Raw genomic sequence first — 15,319 nt, 5'->3', positions numbered from 1 at the left:
GGGGACGCCGTGAACCCATCCCTGGGGGCTTGGCCGCGGCATCCATGCCGCGGACACCCCCGCCCCGCCTACCCACCCGGCCTTGGACAGTTTCCTGCGGCGTCCACCACGGGAAATCACAAGCAAGAGCAAAAGCGGGTCGCTTCGCTCGCAAAGCCAAGGCAGCCAGCCGACTGCTTTCGCTGTTGCTCTTGCTCTTGCTCTTGCTTCTGCCTTTTTTCTTGATCTTCCCGTGGTGGATCGGAGGCAGGAACCTGTCCGTGGCCGGGCGGGTGGGTTGCGCAGGGGCGTAAGCGCCATGGATGGCGCGCCCGAGCCTACAGGGATGTATTCACGGCGTCCCCTGCGCAGCCTACCCGCCCGGCCAACCCGCAGAGATGCAGCTCTTCACGACCCACCCCACCACGGAGGGGCCCCGCCGTTCGCTGATCCCCGCCGAAGGCGCGCTCTCCGCGATAAAAATAATCTCCCGGAGGCTGTCGATCCTCGCGCCCCTCGTTCGTTGTAAGAGGGAAGGGCACGCACCCGCAGCCCAGCGGAGACCGCAATGAAAGTGATGGTGATCGTCAAAGCCAACGCCGATTCCGAAGCCGGGCGCATGCCCAGCGAACAGGAACTGGCCGCCATGGGCGCCTACAACGAACAACTGGTGGCCGCCGGCATCATGCTCGCCGGGGAAGGCCTGCATGCCACCCAGCGCGGCCGCCGCATTCATTTCGGCAGTGGCGCGCCGCGGATCGAGACCGGCCCGTTCGGCCCGGCCGGCGAGCAGATCGCCGGGTTCTGGCTGTGGGAGGTGCGCTCGCTGGATGAGGCCACCGAATGGGCCAGTCGCGCGCCTTTCAGTGCGGGCGGTGCGCTGGAACTGCGCCCGTTGATCTCTGCCGAAGACTTCGGCGCAGCCTTCACCCCTGAATTACAGCAGCAGGAACAGCGTCTGCGTGAGCAGCTCGACCGTGCCTGAGCACGGCCGCGCATTCATCCCAATCGACGGAGCATTGCCATGAAACTGATTCCCTTCCTCGGCTTCAGCGGCCAGGCCCACGATGCAATGGCGTTCTATGCCAAGGCACTCGGCGGCCAGGTCACGTCGGAAATGAAGTACCGCGACATGCCGCCGTCCGACGGCTCGCCGGGCTGCAATGAGATGCCGGCCGACACCCTCGACCATGTGGCCCACAGCCAGTTGGAGATCGGCAGCGCGATCGTGATGGCGGCCGATGGCCCCGGCGGCGGCGAGGGTGGTTCGACCACCATCAACGTCGACGTGGACAGCATCGAAGAAGCCGAGCGCGTGTTCGCGGCGCTGGCAGAGGGTGGCCAGGTGCAGATGCCGATCGCCGAAACCTTCTGGGCCCACCGCTGGGGCATGTTGATCGACCGCTACGGCAAGCCGTGGATGGTCAACTGCATGAAGTAGCCCTGATTTTCCTTCTCTCCATCCATCGCAAGGAACCGCACCGATGAGTACACCGCAGCCGCAGATGATCTTCGTCAACCTGCCCGTGCAGGATCTGGAAAAAGCCAAGACGTTCTTCGCCGCGCTGGGCTACAGCTTCAACCCGGCGTTCACCGATGAGAACGCCGCCTGCATGGTGGTCAGCGAGAGCATCTTCGTGATGCTGCTGGTCAAGCCGTTCTTCCAGCAGTTCACCGCCAAGGGCATCGCCGATGCGCACACGCATACCGAAGTGATCACCTGCCTGTCGGCCGCCAGCCGCACGGCGGTGGACACCATGGTGGACAAGGCGTTGGCCGCCGGTGCCAGCGAACCGCAGCCGGCGCGCGACTACGGCTTCATGTACCAGCGCGGCTTCCAGGACCTGGATGGGCATCTCTGGGAAATCGCACACATGGACGGCGAGCCGGGCTGACCGGCCGCCGCAGGGAGAATCCCCATGGCTTACGTGGATGCTTACGTTCTGCCGTGCCCGCAGGACAAGGTGGCGGCCTATCGCCGCCTTGCCCGCCAGGCCGGCGCGGTGTGGAAGGATCATGGCGCGCTGCAGTACATGGAATGCGTGGCCGATGACGTACAGCCCGGAAAATCGACGTCGTTCCCGCAGGCGGTGAAGCTCAAGCCGGGCGAAACGGTGATCGTGGCCTTCGTGGTGTTCCGCACGCGCGCGGCGCGTGATCGCATCAACAAGAAGGTGATGGCCGACCCGCGGCTGGCGCATATCGGCCCCAAGGACATGCCGTTCGATACCAAGCGCATGTTCTGGGGCGGCTTCAAGCCGATCGTGGACGCGTGAACGCCGGTGCTTGTGCAGGCCGGGCCCGCATGCTGTGATCGCTGCATGCACGAGCCCGCCCTGAGCCAGCGCCTGGACACCCTCTGGCGGATGGAATCGCCAGTGTTGATCGCGCGCCTGGCGCGGCTGCTCGGCGGTGATGTCGGTCGTGCCGAAGAGTTGGCCCAGGACACCTGGCTGGCCGCGCTGGAGCGTTGGCCGGTGCAGGGTATCCCGGACAATCCCGGAGCCTGGCTGATGACCACCGCGCGCAACCGTGCCATCGATGTGCTGCGCCAGCACCAGCGGGTGGCGCAGCAGCACGCGCAATGGGGAGAGGAGCTGCATCCGGCCGCATTGCCCGCGCCCGACGACAGCCAGGTCCTAGAAGACGACATCGGCGATGACCTGCTGCGGCTGATGTTCGTGGCCTGCCATCCGGTCTTGCCTGCGGACGCACGGGTAGCGCTGACCCTGCGCCTGCTGGGCGGGCTGACCACGATCGAGATCGCACGCGCTTTCCTGCAGCCGGAGCCGACCATCGCCCAGCGCATCGTGCGGGCCAAGCGCACGTTGGCGCAGAAGCAGGTGCCCTACGAAGTACCCCGTGCCGATGCACTGCCGGCGCGGCTCGACTCGGTGCTGGAGGCGATCTACCTGGTATTCAACGAAGGGTATGCGGCCAGTGCAGGCGACGACTGGATGCGACCGGCACTGTGCGCCGAGGCGCTGCGGCTGGCGCGCATTCTGGCCCATCGGATGCCGGCGCCGCCGGTGCTGGGCCTGTTGGCGCTGATGGAGCTGCAGGCCTCGCGCGCGGCGGCACGGGTGGATGCGCAGGGCGGGCCGATCCTGCTGGACCAGCAGAACCGGGCGCAGTGGGATTGGCTGCAGATCGAGCGTGGCAAGCAGGCATTGGCGCGCGCGGTGTCGGCGGGGGGCGCTGATGACCCCTACGTGCTGCAGGCGCGGATCGCTTTCTGCCATGCCAGCGCGCGTCGCGCCGAGGACACCGACTGGGCGCGGATCGCCGCACTGTATGCGCAATTGCTGGAGGTGATGCCGTCGCCGGTGGTGGCGTTGAACCGGGTGGTGGCTGTGTCGCGCAGCGAAGGCGCATTCGCTGCGTGGGCACTGTTGCAGCCCTTGCTGGACGAGCCACGACTGCAGGGCTACGCACCGCTGATGGTGGTGCGCGGCGAACTGCTGCAGCAGCTGGGGCGGGAGCAGGACGCCCGTGAGGCATTTGCCTCGGCGGCGAGCCTGAGCCAGAACCAGGCAGAGCGGACCCTGCTGCGGCGGCGGGCCGGCCTGCCCTCGAGGAATTGAAGCGATTTGATCCAGCACATGGGGGGCTGCGAACCTGCAGGCGTTCTGCCTCCGGGCGTTGTGGCGGTGGTTGCGCTGCCTCTGCGGGTGCCGGACGCCGTGCGGCCGAACCCCTTACACTCCAGAACGATTTCCCTGCTGGAGAGAGCAATGAAGCGAGTAGTACTGGGCGTGCTGGCCCTGTCGGTGTCGAGCGCACTGATGGCGGCCACCCCGAAATTCGATGGCGCGCGGATCTCCGCCGACGTCAAGGAACTGGCCTCCGACGCCTATGAAGGCCGCTCGCCGGCTACCGCTGGCGAAGAAAAGACCATCGCCTTCCTCAGCAAGCAGTTCGCCGATGCCGGCCTGCAGCCCGGTGGTGACCTGAAGGACGGCAAGCGTCTGTGGACCCAGGCCGTGCCGCTGCGCAAGGGCGACATTGTCGGCAGCCCGCAGCTGTCGCTGCAGCAGGGCAGCAAGACCATCACGCTGGAGCAGGGCAAGCAGATTGCCGTGCGTGCAGCCATGAACGGCGCCACCAACGTGGATATCAGCAAGGCACCGCTGGTGTTCCTCGGCTATGGCGTAAAGGCGCCGGAGCGCAACTGGGACGACTTCAAGGGCGTGGACCTGAAGGGCAAGATCGCCGTCGTGCTGATCAACGACCCGGACTTCGAGACCGGCAAGGGCGATTTCGACGGCAAGGGCATGACCTGGTATGGCCGTTGGCCGTACAAGTACGAAGAAGGCGCACGCCAGGGCGCACTCGGCGTGCTGATCGTGCATGAGACCGCACCGGCCTCGTATGGCTGGGCTACGGTGGCCGGTTCCAACACCAACACCATGTTCGACGTGGTGCGCGACAACCCGGCCGACAGCCACCCGCTGCTGGAAGGCTGGATCCAGCGCGACCTGGCAGTGGAACTGTTCCGCTCGGCCGGGCAGGATTTCGAAGCATTGAAGAAGAAGGCGCAGCAGCGCGACTTCACGCCGGTAACGCTGACCGGCGCCAGCCTGGACGCGAAGTACGCGGTGAAGACCGAAGTGATCACCTCGCATAACGTGGCCGCGCGCCTGGAAGGCAGCACGCATGCGGACGAGACCATCATCTACAGCGCGCACTGGGACCACATCGGCGTGGGCGAACCGGATGCACGCGGCGACCGCATCTTCAACGGCGCGCTGGACAACGCCAGTGGCACCGCCTCGCTGATCGAACTGGCGCGCGGCTTCGCCAAGGCACCGCGCCCGCAGCGTTCGGTCGTGTTCCTGGCGGTGACGGCCGAGGAGAAGGGTCTGCTGGGTTCGGAATACTACGCAACGCATCCGCTGTATCCGCTGGAAAAGACCGTGGCGATGATCAACATGGACGGCATGGCGCCGTTCGGTCCGTCGCGCGATTTCGGCATCTACGGCGCGGCGCGCTTCGAGCTGCTGGACCAGTTGAAGGACGTGGCCAAGGGCTGGGACATCCGCTACACGCCGGACCCGAAGCCGGAGGCCGGCCTGTTCTTCCGTTCCGATCACTTCCCGTTCGCCAAGCGTGGCGTGCCGGCGCTGTCCTGGTCGGCAGGGCAGGACTGGGTGGACGGTGGCGTCGCGGCGGGCAAGAAGGCGTCCGAGGACTACACCGCCAAGCGGTACCACCAGCAGGGCGACGAGTGGCAGCCGGACTGGGTGTTCGCCGGCGCCGCCCGCGATCTGGAAGTGCTGTACACGCTGGGCAACCAGCTGGCCAATTCGCGCAGTTGGCCGAACTGGAGCAAGGACGAGGCGTTCCGCGCCGTGCGTGACGCCAGCGCCGACCAGCGCAAATAAGGGAAGGCGGGGCGCCGCCCCGCCACACCTGGTAGCGCCGGGCCATGCCCGGCGTTTCCGTAAGGGCTTCCATCGCCGCTTTCCGGCCCTTCGTCGCACACCGCTTGTTTGCCCGAAGGGCCGCTCTATGCTCGGCTCACCCCTTCCACCAAGGCGCCGCCGTGATCGCCAGCTTCTCCCTCATCATCCGTCACCTGTTGGCCTGGGCCGCGGCGCTGTTCGTTGCCGGCATGGTCTGGAGCGGCATCTTCAGCGGCATGCGCGATGGCCCGGGCTGGGTGTTCGGGCTGCTGGTGATGTTCCTGATGATCTCCGCGCTGGGCAGCGCGATCACCCATGTGCGCCGGGTCTGGCTGGTGGCCGGTCGCCTCGATGGCGCCACGCTGTCCGGCCGCCAGCGCCGGCAGATCGAACTGCCGATGGATGCAGGCCAGGCCTTTGCAGTGGTCGAGGCGGCCGTCGGCGAACTGCCACGGGTGGAAGAGGTGGAGAGTTCTGCCGGCAGCCTGCAGGTGCGTGCCTATGTGCGGCGCGTCGACCTGTGGAACGGCCGGCAACCATCGCGTTGGAACCTGCCGGCGCGGCTGGCGATCAAGCGCAACAGTGTGCTGGCCACGGTAACGCCGGGGCAGGGCACCAGCACCGTCACCCTGCTGTTCGAACCGGACGCCGGCTGGTGGGCCGATCTGCTGGCACTGGATGAAGGCAGCAACTACGAGAACGCCGAAGCGGTGACACGTGCGATCAGCCGCCGCGTGGCCGACCAGCGCCGCGACGAGCAGGCGGCCGCCGAACAGACCCAGGTGGAAAAGGAACTGTCGGTCGCGCGCTTGAACCTGCTGCACGCGCAGGTCGAGCCGCACTTCCTGTACAACTCGCTGGCCAACGCACAGGTGCTGACCCGCACCGACCCCGCGCGCGCTGACCAGATGCTGGGTCACCTGATCCAGTACCTGCGCAGTTCGCTGCCGCAGGTGGATGAGTCGGTGTCCACGCTGGGCGTGGAGCTGGAACGCACCCGCGCCTACCTGGAAATCCTGCGCATCCGCATGGGGGCACGGCTGGCGGTGGAAGTGCAGGTGCCTACCGAGCTGCACGACGTGAAGCTGCCAGCGATGGCGCTGCAGACCCTGGTCGAGAATGCGATCAAGCACGGCCTGGAGCCCAAGCCCGGTGGCGGTACGGTCTGGATCCTCGCCCGTGGTTTCGATGACCACGTCACCGTGACCGTCGCCGACGATGGGCTCGGCTTCGGCCAGGGCACCAGCGGTACCGGCATCGGCCTGAAGAACCTGCGCGAGCGCCTGCGCCTGACCTGCGGTGAGCAGGCCGGGGTGGCGATCGTGGCCAATTTCCCCAGCGGTGTAGCCGCCACCATGACCCTGCCGCAGTCGGCCAAGGAACCCCGCCATGCCGCTTGAAGCGTTGATCGCCGAAGACGAGGAGCTGCTGCGGCACTCGCTGGTCGAGCAACTCGGGCGCCTGTGGCCGGAGCTGAAGCTGGTGGCCGAATGCGAGGACGGTGCCAGTGCGCTGGAACAGCTGGCCGAGAAGCAGCCGGACATCGCCTTCCTCGACATCCGCATGCCCGGCATCAGCGGCATCGAAGTGGCGCGGTCATTGGCCGAGCTGAGCCCGCGTACCCAGGTGGTGTTCGTTACCGCCTACGACCAGTACGCCATCGATGCCTTCGAGCAGGGCGCGATGGATTACCTGCTCAAGCCAGTCAGCGACGAGCGGCTGCTGGCCACGCGCGACCGCATTCTTTCGCGGCTGCCATCCACGCGCCAGGACGATGCGGTGCTGGAGCGCCTGCTGCAGCGCTTGGGTGCAGGCCCGGTCGCCAACGATCGGCCGCCGCTGGCCTGGATCACCGCCAGCAACGGTCGCGATACGCAGCTGATCATGCTCGACGACGTGATCTATTTCCGCGCTGACAACAAATACACCACCGTGGTCACCGCTGCCGGCGAAAGCCTGCTGCGCACACCGCTGCGCGAACTGCTGGAAGTGCTCGATCCGCAGCACTTCCGCCAGGTGCACCGCTCCACCATCGTCAACATGAAGGCCGTCGCAGCGGTCAGCCGCGATGACACCGGCCGCGGTGTGCTGCGCCTGCGCCAGCGCGCGGAAACGCTGGTGGTCAGCCAGCCATTCATGAGCCTGTTCCGCGGCATGTAGCCGCGGCCTTTGCCGTCCACCGAGGAACGAACATGCGCCGTATCCTGCTTGTAGGTGCCGCTGTGCTGGCCATCGCCGGCTGCGAAAAATCCAGCAACACGTCGATTACCCGCACCAATGCCAATGGCGTGGACACGCTGTACAGCAAGAGCACGGTGGTCGATGGCGTGGCGCGTTTTGAATGCATCGCCAGCAGCAGTGGGCAATGCCATTACCTGGTGCTGGCCCCGGGTTGCAGCACCGACGCCGCCTGTGCGACGCCACCGCTGCGCCATTTCGCGGTGGCCGTAGGCAAGACCGAGCAGGTCAGTGGCCTGCCGAAGGACTTCCGCCAGTGCGTCAGCGACGTGCAGAAAGAACAATGCCACCGTGACTGAGCACGGTGGCATTGTGGCTCCCCCCGGATTGCGTTCGGCTCAGTAAGCCGGCTGCAGCGTCATGTCGTGATGGTGTTCGGTTTCACCGACATGATTCAGGCGACCCACCAGTTCGGAGTGCTGCTTCATGCGCCCGATCTCGGTCATGATGCGGATGTCCTCGTGGCGCAGTTCGCGCTTGGCGGTGACCGCCTGCTTGTAGTCCAGCACTTCCGGATAGTGTTCAGCCAGGTCCAGCGCTTCAGCCACGTGCTCGACGCTGTCGGCCTTGGAGGTGATGCGGGCGCGGCTGTTGAAGGCCTTCATCCAGCGCTCGAAGCCGGCGGTGCGGTCGAACATGTTGGCCATGAACCAGATCACGAACAGGATCGAGATCCACGAGCCGAACACCACGACCACGCGGGTGAAGGTGATGTGGTAATCGTCGCGCCACAGGTAGTTGGTGATCAGGCCGAGGATCAGCAGCGAGGCCGCCTGCCATCCGACGATCGAAGTGATCAGCCACTGGCACTTGGCCTGGGCCAGCACCGCCACTTCATCGCGGATCTGCTGTTCGCTGAGGGTGCGCCAGTGCGCGACCTGTTTTTCGAACGGGCTGCTGTAGAGCTCGTTGTCGCGAAGCAGTAATCCCAAACCCTTGAACAAAGCAATCATGGCTGGCTCCTTGGTGGAACGTGCGGCGATCTGCAGTGGACGGTGTGGCGGGTTCAGTTCTAGCACTTCCAGCGAGCGGTGCAATGGCCTCAAGGCCACGCGGCACAAGGGTTCTGTCTGAACAGGTGAATATTGGTGCGGCGCAACATTGCTCGCGCGGCCTGCGACAAGATGTCGCAGGGTGAAACGTGCTGCGCGCGCACATGAAACCGATGCTGAGCGGCCGGGCTCGCCGTGCCTGTCGTGATCGCCCAGAATCGGGGTGGACCGCGCAGGACGCGGTCCGTCCCTCCGCCGATCTGGACCCGTGATGCCGCCGTTGCTGCACCGTCTTTCCCGCCCCGTCACCGCCCCGATCCGACGCTGGGTACTGGATGCGTTTCCGCGTGGCCAGAGCGGCATCGACTACGACCACCCGCTGGGCGATCCGGGCTGGTTCGGGCCGGACAGCGTGACTTGGCGGATGCACGCCGAACTGCCCTCGATGCTGGCCGGCGGACTATGCGCGCTGATGCTGCAGACCCTGCACCCGCGCGCGCTGGCCGGTGTCTACGATCATTCCAATTTCCGCCAGGACCTGGTCGGTCGCCTGCGCCGCACCACCGCCTTCGTGGCCGGCACCAGCTACGCACCGACAGGCGAGGTGGAAGCGCTGGTGGCCAAGGTGCGGCGCATCCACGCGCAGATCCGCGGCCATACCGCGCAGGGCGAGCCATATGCCGCTGATGATCCGCACCTGCTGACGTGGGTGCATGTGACCGAGGCCTACGGCTTCCTGCAGGGCTATCGCCGCTACGGGCGTGAGGTGCCTGCCGCGATCGCCGACCGCTACTACGACGAGTACCGCTGCGTGGCCGAAGCGCTGGGCGCGGTGGACGTGCCGCGCAGTGCGGCGGAAGTGGATGCGTACTTCTGCGCGCGGCAGCCGGAGCTGGAGGTGGACGAACGCTCGCGCGAAGTGCTGCAGGTGTTGTCCGGCGTGCGCCTGCCGGTGCCGGTGCCCGGCCTGTCACGCGAAATCTTCCTCGGTGCCGGTGCCGCGCTGCTGCCGGACTGGGCCGAGGGCATGCTCGAGCGCAGCACGCGCCAACGTGCGCAGGCCGCAGCCTCGGCCAAGCTGATGCAGGGCATGGCGCCGCTGTTCCGCCGCGCGCTGCCCGATGGCCTGGCGACACGCGCCTGCGCACGGGTGGGTGTGCCGGTGGACGTCTTGCGCGAGTGGCCAGCATTGCCCCGGTAGGCGCCGACCTTGGTCGGCGCGCCGCTGCGCGGCGCCGCATCCACGCATGGCGTGGATCTACTGCACGCCGGCACCATGCGCCGATGACATGGCGCATCCACGCCATGCGTGGATGGCACACGGTAGATCCACGCCATGCGTGGATAGGCCTTACCCGGTCGACTTCAGCCCACGCAACAGCATCCCCAGTGCCGCCGTTGCTTGGCGAAGGCGCGCATCGCCATCTTCACCTTCCGCGATCCAGAACGCTGCTTCGGCCAGGCTGCCGTAGATCAGCGAAGCCAGCGCCTGCGCATCCACCGGCGCCACCACGCTCTGCGCGATCAGCTGTTCGATCAATCGCTGCATCGAGTGCACGCAGTGCCGCTGCGATTCCGGTGATGCACCACCGAGCACCGCACGAGCGTCGCGCAGCACGATGCGCTGGATCTCCGGTTCCAGCGCCATCTCCAGGTAGGCACCACAGCGCCGCGCGAAGCCGTCCCAGGTATCGGCCGCACCATCGCTGATCGCCTGCAGGCGCGCATCTGTCTCGGCGTCGAGCTGGGCGACTACCGCCGCCAGCAGCCCCTTCTTGTCGCCGAAGTGGTGATACAGCGCACCGCGGGTCAGCCCAGCCTGGGCTGTCAGGTCGTCCATCGAGGTGGCGGCATAGCCTTGTTCGCTGAACACGCGGCGGGCAGTAGCCAGCAGCTTGGCGCGGGTTTCTTCCATCTCGGCGCGGGTGCGACGGACCATCCGGAACTCCTTACATACGAAGTGCATGATTATTTACATACGTAGCGTATGAATGTAGGCTCTTATTCATACGCTCTGTATGTATTGTCGTGGCGCCGCGTGCGCCAGACAAGTCTGCCCTGGAGATTTCGATGGCCACCCCGTACCGCGACCTGTTCGCAGCCCCCGGCACCACCGGCCTTGCCCTGGCCGGGCTGCTGGCACGCCTGCCCCTGCCGATGACCGGCATCGGCATCATCACCTTGCTGTCGCAGCTGCGCGGCAGTTATGCGTTGGCCGGCGCGGTGTCGGCCACCTTCGTGCTCACCTATGCATTGCTGTCGCCGCAGGTGTCGCGCTGGGTCGACCGCCATGGGCAGGGCAGGGTGCTGCCGTGGGCCACCGCGGCCAGCGCGACAGGCCTGTTGCTCCTGCTGGCCTGTACAGTGCTGCGGGCACCGGACTGGACCCTGTTCGCTGCGGCGATGCTGGCCGGCTGCATGCCCAGCGTGTCGGCGATGGTGCGCGCGCGCTGGACCGCGATCCACCGCGGCCGCCCGCAACTGCAGACGGCCTATTCGCTGGAGACGGTGTTCGATGAGGTCACCTTCATCGCCGGGCCGCCGTTGTCGGTCGGGCTGTCGGTGGCGGTATGGCCGCAGGCCGGCGTGCTGGCTGCCGCCCTGCTGCTGGTCGTCGGCGTGTCTTTGCTGGTGCTGCAGCGTGGTACCGAACCACCGCTGCAGAGCTCCGAGGGCGCCGCACCGTCGCGCTCCCTGCTGCGACAACCGGAGATCTGCCTGCTCGCATTGCTGATGCTGGCAATGGGTGTGATCGTCGGCACGGTCGACATCACCAGCGTGGCCTTTGCCGAACAGCGAGGGCAGCCCCTGGCAGCCAGCGCAGTGCTGTCGGCCTATGCGCTTGGCAGCTGCGTGGCAGGCCTTCTGTTTGGTGCGCTGAAGCTGCAGATGCCGTTGCAGCGCCTGTTGCTGCTGGGGGCAGGAGCCACCGCGTTGACCACATTGCCGCTGCTGTCGGTGGGCACCCTGCCTGCACTGGCCGCTGCGGTGCTGCTGGCTGGGCTGTCCTTCGCGCCGACGATGATCGTAGCGATGTCGCTGGTGGAACAGCGCGTGCCCGAATGGCGCCTCACCGAAGGCATGACCTGGTTGCTGGCTGGCCTGAACATCGGCGTGGCACTGGGTGCTGCGTTGTCCGGGCAGAGCGTCGATGCCGGTGGTGTGCGCAGCGGCTTCGTCGTCGCGTTGGTGGCAGGCAGTGTCGTGCTGCTGGTCGCCCTGCTCGCGCAGGGTGCGCTACGCACTTCTGCTTCGTCCACTTCCTCTGCAGGGATGGTGCCGTGAGTACTTCATCGCCCGCGCACGCGGCGCCTGTGCCCCGCCATCCGTGGTGGGCCATCTCCGCCGTCGGCCTCGCCACCTTCTCCGTGGTAACCACCGAAATGCTGCCGGTCGGACTGCTGACCCCCATCGCCGACAGCCTCGGCGCATCCGTAGGCACCGCCGGTCTGATGATCTCGTTGCCGGCACTGCTGGCGGCGCTGTTCGCACCGCTGGTGGTGATTGCAGCCGGTGGCATTGATCGTCGCCGCATCCTGTGCGCGTTGCTCGGCCTGCTGCTGGTGGCCAACGTCGCCTCGGCACTGGCGCCAGGCATCGCAGGGCTGCTGGCCGCGCGCGTGCTGGTGGGCTTCTGCATGGGCGGCATCTGGGCCATCGCCGGCGGACTGGCGGCGCGCCTGGTGCCGTCAGCGCGCATCGGCCTGGCCACCTCGATCATCTTCGGTGGCGTAGCCGCGGCCTCGGTGCTGGGCGTGCCGCTGGGCGCGCTGATCGGCGAGGCGCTGGGATGGCGTTGGGCCTTCGTGGTGATGGCTGCGTTCAGTGCAGCCGTCCTGCTGTTGCACCTGTGGGTGGTACCGGCGTTGCCGGTGGACGGCTCGGTGCGCGCGCGCCAGTTCGTGCAGCAGCTGGGCAACCGCGGCCTGCAGCAGGGGCTGTTGCTGACCCTGCTGCTGGTGGCGGGGCACTTCATCGCGTTCACCTATGTGCGGCCGCTGCTGACCACGCTGGCAAACATCGATGCGACATGGATCGGAGGCCTGCTGTTTGCCTATGGCCTGGCCGGCATCGTCGGCAACTTCATCGTTGGCCTGCTGGCGGCGCGACGTCCGCGCGGGTTGCTGCTGGCCATTGCGCTGGGCTTGCTGCTGACACCGCTGTTGTTACTGTGGATCGGCGGCACGCCAGCCAGCGGTGTGGTGGTGTTGCTGTTGTGGGGCCTGGCCTATGGCGGAGTATCGGTGGGGTTGATGACATGGATGATGACGGCGGCCCCCAAAGCCGTGGAGATCGCTACGGCGCTTTACGTGGGCGTGTTCAACATCGGCATCGCGCTGGGCGCGTGGGGTGGGGGACTGCTGCTGGATGGCCTCGGGTTGCACGCCAATCTGTGGGCGGCAGCCGGTTTCGCGGCGACGGCGACGTTGGTCGTGGCAGGTATGCGCAGGCAATAGATCCACGCCATGCGTGGATGGCGAAGTGCCCACCAAGGTTGGCACCCACCAGCGGAAAAGCGCCAACCAAGGTTGGCATCTACCGATCCAAACGAAACGGGCGCCTTTCGGCGCCCGTTCGCGTTACATCACCAGACCTTGACCCGCTTGTCCGGGGCCAGATACAGCTTCTGGCCTTCCTTCACTTCGAACGCCGGGTACCAGGCGTCGATGTTGCGCACCGTCAGCGCTCGGAACTGGCCCGGTGCATGCACATCGGTCAGCAGCGAGTTGCGCAGCGCCTGCTCGCGGCTCTTGCTGCGCCAAGCCTGGGCGAAGCCGAGGAAGAAGCGCTGGTCCGGGGTGAAGCCTTCCAGGGTCTGGCCCGGCTTGCCCTGCAGCGACAGCTGATAGGCGTCGTAGGCGGTGCCCAGGCCGGCGACGTCGGCGATGTTCTCGCCCAGGGTCAGCTTGCCGTTGACGTGCACGCCGGCGAACGGTTCGTAGCTGCTGAACTGAGCGGCCAGTGCATCGCCTGCCGCGTTGAACTGCTTGAGGTCTTCGGCCGTCCACCAGTTGTGCAGCTTGCCGGTGTCGTCAAACAGCGCGCCCGCGTTGTCGAAGCCGTGGCTGATCTCATGGCCGATCACCGCACCGATCGCACCGTAGTTCACCGCGTCGTCGGCGGCGCCGTCGAAGAACGGCGGCTGCAGGATCGCCGCCGGGAACACCAGGCGGTTTTCCAGCGGCACGTTCATCGCATTGATGGTCTGCGGCAGCATCGCCCACTCGCTGTGGTCGACCGGCTTGCCCAGCTTGGCGATGTTGCGCTGGTACTCGAACAGTTCGGCGCGCTGTGCATTGCCCAGCGGATCATCACGGCGGATCTCCAGGCCGCTGTAGTCGCGCCACTTGTCCGGATACCCCATGCCCACGGTCAGGCCGGCGACCTTGGCCTTGGCGCTGGCCTTGGTCTGCGGTGACATCCAGGCCAGTGCGTCGATGCGCTTGGCGAAGGCGGCGATGATGTTCTTCGCCATCTCGTCGGCACGTTCCTTGGTCTTGGCATCGAAGTGCTTTTCGACATAGCGCTTGCCGATGGCCTCGCCGACGGCATGGTTGGCGTCATCCACCGCACGCTTCCAGCGGTCGCTCTGCTGCGGCGTACCGCTCAGCGCGGTGCCGTGGAAGGCGAAGCGCGCATCGGCGAACTTCTTCGGCAGATAGGCGGCGGCGCGGTCCAGCGCGTGGAAGGTCATGTAGTCCTTCCAGGCATCCAGCGGCTCGGTGGCCACCAGCTTGGACAGGCCGGCCACGGCCTTGGGCTGCCACACGATGAAGTCCTGCTGCTTGCCGAGTGCGGCTGCGTCCAGGAACGCGGCCCAGTCCATGCCCGGGGCCTTGGCGTTGAAGTCGGCCTGGGTCCAGGGGTTGGCACCCTTGGTCACGTCATTGGTTTCTTCCTGGGTGGCATGCGCCTGCGCGATCTTCGTTTCCAGGGCGAGGATGCGCTGCGCCTTGCCGGCCGGGTCGGCCACGCCGGCCAGCTGCAGCACCTGCGCGATGTAGGCCTGGTACTGCTTGCGCAGCTCGGCCATGCGGCCCCCCCCCAGGTAGAAATCGCGGTCCGGCATGCCCAGGCCGCCCTGCACCAGGTACGGCGCGGTGCGGTCGGGCTGCAGCAGGTCCACCGACACCCACAGGCCAAACAGGCGGTCGGTGTAGAAGTTGGTGGCATTGAGCAGGTCGACATCGGCGCGCACGTCGCCGCCCAGGGCGCGGGCCAGGCCGGCCTTGTCGGCGATCGCATCGATGTTCTTCAGCTGCGGCTGCACCGGCGCCAGACCGCGCTGCTCGATGCCTGCCTCATCCATGTAAGCGGCGTAGTAGTCGCCGATCAGCTTGTCTTCGCCGCTGGCCTGGGCGTTGCCGGCGGCGCCTTCCAGGATCGCCCGGGTGTCGGCCTGGGTCTTTTCGGCGATGACGTTGAAGCTGCCGAAGCGCGAGCGGTCCGCCGGGATCTCGGTGTTCTTCACCCAGCTGCCGTTGGCGAAGCCGAAGAAGTCGTCACCGGCGGCGATGCTGCGGTCCATGCCACTGGCATCGAAACCAAAGCTGCCCAGCATCGGCTTGGCAGCAGCGGGTGTCGCCTCGGCCGGTGCGGCGGTGCCGGCGGCCGGATCGGCCGGGCGGTCGCAGGCGGCCAAGGACAGGCTGGCAACGATAGCCAGGGCCAGGGTGGGGCGGCGCAGCTTGGACATGGACTTCT

15 protein-coding genes are annotated in these 15,319 nt (G+C 66.8%); 12 read left to right on the top strand and 3 right to left on the bottom strand.

The window, feature by feature from the left end; all coding sequences use genetic code 11:
• Window positions 1-547: 547 nt before the first annotated feature.
• From GIW57_RS20210 to GIW57_RS20170, 9 genes are all read left to right on the top strand, one after another.
• Window positions 548-964, top strand: a complete 417-nt coding sequence (locus GIW57_RS20210; protein WP_049454403.1) for a YciI family protein — start codon at window positions 548-550, stop codon at window positions 962-964.
• Window positions 965-1,003: 39 nt separating this feature from the next.
• Window positions 1,004-1,420: a VOC family protein gene (locus GIW57_RS20205; protein WP_236512514.1), complete on the top strand. Its 417-nt coding sequence runs from the start codon at window positions 1,004-1,006 to the stop codon at window positions 1,418-1,420.
• A gap of 43 nt (window positions 1,421-1,463) precedes the next feature.
• Entirely contained in the window at window positions 1,464-1,874 is a 411-nt protein-coding gene (locus GIW57_RS20200) for a VOC family protein (protein ID WP_236512513.1), read from the top strand.
• 24 nt (window positions 1,875-1,898) lie between these two features.
• Entirely contained in the window at window positions 1,899-2,255 is a 357-nt protein-coding gene (locus tag GIW57_RS20195; protein WP_099821553.1) for a DUF1428 domain-containing protein, read from the top strand.
• A 45-nt stretch (window positions 2,256-2,300) separates the two neighbouring features.
• The gene (locus GIW57_RS20190) at window positions 2,301-3,563 is read left to right on the top strand and encodes a sigma-70 family RNA polymerase sigma factor (RefSeq protein WP_236512512.1); all 1,263 of its coding nucleotides are present in this window, start codon (window positions 2,301-2,303) and stop codon (window positions 3,561-3,563) included.
• Between the two features lie 150 nt (window positions 3,564-3,713).
• On the top strand, window positions 3,714-5,363 hold the full coding sequence (locus tag GIW57_RS20185) for a M28 family metallopeptidase (RefSeq protein ID WP_236512511.1): 1,650 nt from the start codon (window positions 3,714-3,716) through the stop codon (window positions 5,361-5,363).
• A gap of 161 nt (window positions 5,364-5,524) precedes the next feature.
• Entirely contained in the window at window positions 5,525-6,784 is a 1,260-nt protein-coding gene (locus tag GIW57_RS20180) for a histidine kinase (RefSeq protein WP_100462763.1), read from the top strand.
• Window positions 6,774-7,544 carry a LytTR family DNA-binding domain-containing protein gene (locus tag GIW57_RS20175; protein ID WP_236512509.1) on the top strand — a complete coding sequence of 257 codons (771 nt, stop codon included), beginning with the start codon at window positions 6,774-6,776 and terminating at the stop codon, window positions 7,542-7,544. Before GIW57_RS20180 ends, GIW57_RS20175 begins: the two co-directional genes overlap by 11 nt.
• A 32-nt stretch (window positions 7,545-7,576) precedes the next feature.
• Window positions 7,577-7,921: a hypothetical protein gene (locus tag GIW57_RS20170; protein ID WP_100462765.1), complete on the top strand. Its 345-nt coding sequence runs from the start codon at window positions 7,577-7,579 to the stop codon at window positions 7,919-7,921.
• 39 nt (window positions 7,922-7,960) lie between these two features.
• Here GIW57_RS20170 and GIW57_RS20165 read toward each other — a convergent pair whose 3' ends face one another.
• Window positions 7,961-8,575, bottom strand: a complete 615-nt coding sequence (locus tag GIW57_RS20165; protein WP_033832034.1) for a hypothetical protein — start codon at window positions 8,573-8,575, stop codon at window positions 7,961-7,963.
• A gap of 310 nt (window positions 8,576-8,885) precedes the next feature.
• Between GIW57_RS20165 and GIW57_RS20160 the strand changes: the two genes are divergently transcribed.
• Window positions 8,886-9,815: an oxygenase MpaB family protein gene (locus GIW57_RS20160; RefSeq protein ID WP_236512507.1), complete on the top strand. Its 930-nt coding sequence runs from the start codon at window positions 8,886-8,888 to the stop codon at window positions 9,813-9,815.
• Between the two features lie 150 nt (window positions 9,816-9,965).
• Here the strand turns inward: GIW57_RS20160 and GIW57_RS20155 are convergent, their stop codons facing one another.
• Entirely contained in the window at window positions 9,966-10,553 is a 588-nt protein-coding gene (locus GIW57_RS20155; RefSeq protein ID WP_100462767.1) for a TetR family transcriptional regulator, read from the bottom strand.
• Window positions 10,554-10,684: 131 nt separating this feature from the next.
• Here GIW57_RS20155 and GIW57_RS20150 point away from each other — a divergent pair, with 131 nt between their 5' ends.
• Window positions 10,685-11,899 (top strand): MFS transporter, encoded by a 1,215-nt coding sequence (locus GIW57_RS20150; RefSeq protein WP_236512505.1) that lies wholly within the window; start codon window positions 10,685-10,687, stop codon window positions 11,897-11,899.
• Complete coding sequence (locus GIW57_RS20145) at window positions 11,896-13,071, top strand: MFS transporter (protein ID WP_236512503.1); 1,176 nt, start codon at window positions 11,896-11,898, stop codon at window positions 13,069-13,071. Before GIW57_RS20150 ends, GIW57_RS20145 begins: the two co-directional genes overlap by 4 nt.
• 128 nt (window positions 13,072-13,199) lie before the next feature.
• Here the strand turns inward: GIW57_RS20145 and GIW57_RS20140 are convergent, their stop codons facing one another.
• Complete coding sequence (locus GIW57_RS20140; protein WP_100462770.1) at window positions 13,200-15,311, bottom strand: M13 family metallopeptidase; 2,112 nt, start codon at window positions 15,309-15,311, stop codon at window positions 13,200-13,202.
• Window positions 15,312-15,319: the final 8 nt, after the last annotated feature.

The organism is Stenotrophomonas sp. PA-6-5C (genome assembly GCF_021605635.1).
In the GTDB taxonomy this organism is placed as follows: domain Bacteria; phylum Pseudomonadota; class Gammaproteobacteria; order Xanthomonadales; family Xanthomonadaceae; genus Stenotrophomonas; species Stenotrophomonas lactitubi.
Note: the sequence above shows the minus strand (reverse complement) of the source record. Positions and strands in the feature narration are given on the sequence as shown.

Bases quoted from the DNA above. Each gene is read 5' to 3' on its own strand.
- GIW57_RS20185 (WP_236512511.1), top strand. From the start codon at position 3,714: ATGAAGCGAGTAGTACTGGGCGTGCTGGCCCTGTCGGTGTCGAGCGCA.
- GIW57_RS20200 (WP_236512513.1), top strand. From the start codon at position 1,464: ATGAGTACACCGCAGCCGCAGATGATCTTCGTCAACCTGCCCGTGCAG.
- GIW57_RS20160 (WP_236512507.1), top strand. From the start codon at position 8,886: ATGCCGCCGTTGCTGCACCGTCTTTCCCGCCCCGTCACCGCCCCGATC.
- GIW57_RS20165 (WP_033832034.1), bottom strand. From the start codon at position 8,575: ATGATTGCTTTGTTCAAGGGTTTGGGATTACTGCTTCGCGACAACGAG.
- GIW57_RS20170 (WP_100462765.1), top strand. From the start codon at position 7,577: ATGCGCCGTATCCTGCTTGTAGGTGCCGCTGTGCTGGCCATCGCCGGC.
- GIW57_RS20195 (WP_099821553.1), top strand. From the start codon at position 1,899: ATGGCTTACGTGGATGCTTACGTTCTGCCGTGCCCGCAGGACAAGGTG.
- GIW57_RS20175 (WP_236512509.1), top strand. From the start codon at position 6,774: ATGCCGCTTGAAGCGTTGATCGCCGAAGACGAGGAGCTGCTGCGGCAC.
- GIW57_RS20150 (WP_236512505.1), top strand. From the start codon at position 10,685: ATGGCCACCCCGTACCGCGACCTGTTCGCAGCCCCCGGCACCACCGGC.
- GIW57_RS20210 (WP_049454403.1), top strand. From the start codon at position 548: ATGAAAGTGATGGTGATCGTCAAAGCCAACGCCGATTCCGAAGCCGGG.
- GIW57_RS20205 (WP_236512514.1), top strand. From the start codon at position 1,004: ATGAAACTGATTCCCTTCCTCGGCTTCAGCGGCCAGGCCCACGATGCA.
- GIW57_RS20155 (WP_100462767.1), bottom strand. From the start codon at position 10,553: ATGGTCCGTCGCACCCGCGCCGAGATGGAAGAAACCCGCGCCAAGCTG.
- GIW57_RS20140 (WP_100462770.1), bottom strand. From the start codon at position 15,311: ATGTCCAAGCTGCGCCGCCCCACCCTGGCCCTGGCTATCGTTGCCAGC.
- GIW57_RS20190 (WP_236512512.1), top strand. From the start codon at position 2,301: ATGCACGAGCCCGCCCTGAGCCAGCGCCTGGACACCCTCTGGCGGATG.